General features: G+C 42.3%; 1 protein-coding gene. It reads left to right on the top strand.

Annotated elements, in window-relative coordinates:
- Positions 1-230 precede the first annotated feature (230 nt).
- A complete protein-coding gene (locus tag I2503_RS09185; protein ID WP_196092365.1) occupies positions 231-1,571 on the top strand; it encodes a sodium:alanine symporter family protein in 1,341 nt (446 codons plus the stop codon).
- Positions 1,572-2,608 lie beyond the last annotated feature (1,037 nt).

The raw sequence follows: 2,608 nt of genomic DNA, 5'->3' as shown, positions 1-2,608 counted from the left end.
CTGAATCATTCTATTTGAATGACATTGATATTTATGTGTTTTTGCAATTTTGCAAACTGAGATTCACGCACGTCCTAGATTTGAGACTGATTTTTCAAATTTCCGAGAATAACTTGACACATACATAAAGCTGGGTAAAATTGACAAAGAGAGGGTCTTGTTTTAAAATGGAGGGTACAGTTTTTTAGAGAGACTCCAATTTTGCGAAAGGTTGGAGTAGAGGAGTAGACATGTTAGAGTTTTTGACGCAGTTGGATGCGTTTGTCTGGGGACCTCCCCTTTTAATTTTGTTGGTGGGAACAGGGATTTTCCTAAGTTTCCGTTTGGGAATGCTACAAGTAACCCAGCTTCCAAGAGCCTTAAAATTGATTTTTAAAGCGGATGATAAGGAAGGAACTGGTGATATTTCCAGTTTTGCAGCCTTGAGTACGGCTTTAGCTGCCACCATCGGTACCGGGAATATTGTTGGGGTAGCAACAGCCATTAAGATGGGTGGCCCTGGTGCCCTCTTCTGGATGTGGGTAGCTGCCTTCTTCGGGATGGCTACCAAATACGCTGAAGGTGTTTTGGCCATTCGATATCGAGTGAAGGATGAAAAGGGAGCTGCCTCTGGTGGACCCATGTACTACATTGTGAATGGGATGGGAGAGAAATGGCGCCCTCTAGCCAATTTCTTCGCAGGAGGTGCCGTATTAACAGCCCTTTTGTCCACCGGTACTTTCACACAGGTTTCTTCTATTACGGACTCTATTAAGACAGGATTGGGAATTGGTTCAGAAGTGACTGGACCGATCCTGACGATTCTAGTGGCGATTGCGATTTTTGGAGGTATTCAAAGTATTTCTAAAATCTCAACAGCAGTAGTTCCATTTATGGCTTTGGTGTATGTCCTAGCAGCCGGAACCATTCTTGTTGTAAACATTGATCAATTGCTTCCGACTCTTGAATTGGTTGTGACCAGTGCCTTCACTCCTGCAGCCGCTCTTGGAGGTTTTGCGGGCGCGACAGTTCGGACAGCGATTCAGACAGGGATTGCGCGTGGGGTCTTCTCCAACGAATCTGGAATGGGAAGTGCACCGATTGCGGCTGCGGCTGCTAAGACCGAATCGCCTGTAGAGCAAGGTCTGATTTCGATGACCGGTACCTTTATTGATACCATTATTGTTTGTAGCTTGACTGGTTTATCCATTTTGATTACTGGTGTTTGGACAGGCGAAGCTAATGGGGCTAGCTTAACACAAGCAGCTTTTGGTACGGTATTTGGTAACCTAGGAGCAGTTCTTCTCATGCTTTTCTTGGTTCTATTTGCCTTTACAACCATTATCGGCTGGAACTATTATGGGGAGCGGTGCTTTGAGTTCCTCTTCGGGCTTCGTTTTATCTGGATTTATCGAGCGCTCTATGTTGCTTTTGTTTTCCTTGGAGCTTTTCTAACAGTAGATGTTATTTGGCTGATTGCGGATATCGTGAATGCCCTTATGGTACTTCCCAACTTGATCGCTCTCTTGGCGCTAAGTCCGATTGTTGTGATGGAGACCAAAAAGTATTTAGACAAACAAAAGAAAGCCTAAGTAATACAAGTCGAGATGAAGAATCTCGGCTTTTTTATACTCTTTTAGTTTATCGTTTATACTCGAAATAGTTCGAAATCTGAAATGAATTTTAATCCAGGAATTGGATTAAAATGTATAGGTCATGAAGCAAGCATCGCTTGCAATCAATCCGATGAAGATAGTTCAACAGGTCTGGGAGACCTGTTGAATATTATCACTAAAGCGTGCAAGGCACGCAATCAAAGGGGTTCGGTGAAGAGGCTTCACACATTCAGATTTTGAAATGTAATGAGTATTATTACTGTGTTAGCTCGTCTTGCCGTACTTTAGTACTGCCTGCGACTCGCTGCCTTGTACTAAAAGCAAACTAAAAGACTATACAAGTCTTTGTTTCAAGTTGTAAGCTGAAACGGTTTCTCCCCAAACCAATCTCGCTCTTTTATTGTTAGGCTCGGGTTCAAACAGTCTCTTCCCAGACTGTTTTCGCTTTCCATATTTAGGGCTCAAGTACTAACAGTCTCTTCCCAGACTGTTAGTACCCACCCCCGGTCTAAAGGCATGTTGAATGCCTTTAGAGTTTCTAAATGAAATGAACGAAGTTCATGTCAATGTTGATTCGGTTACTTTCGGAGGTCAAAGAGTCAGGAATTGACTCTTTGAGTTTCTGGATAAGAGAACATGAAATGTTCTCTCAATAAAAGCGAACAATTGTTATTTGCTTCGCTCTCCTATCTGCTACCTCAAATAGCCTTTTAGCTGTTTGACCAATCAACCACTGCGTTAAAGTGAATCCCCTAACTAAAATAGGAAGGCTGAGATTTTTGCCCCAACCTCTATCAGCAAGCTCAAACATACTAAGATTAGTAGTGAGGAAACCTTCGACGGAAGATTTTCTCACTACTTTTTCTTTATGTTAAAGTAGTAGTGCCTTGTTAAGTCGTACTAGATTTTGGCATTTAATGCCGTAGCTCAAACTGGCAAGACACCTGTTTTAGTTAGAATTTTTTCAAAGTATGTTGGACGTTGAACGTCGTGTATTGAAAATGAAATCACTA

It is taken from the genome of Streptococcus sp. NLN64, from assembly GCF_015831295.1.
Taxonomy (GTDB): domain Bacteria; phylum Bacillota; class Bacilli; order Lactobacillales; family Streptococcaceae; genus Streptococcus.
Note: the sequence above shows the minus strand (reverse complement) of the source record. Positions and strands in the feature narration are given on the sequence as shown.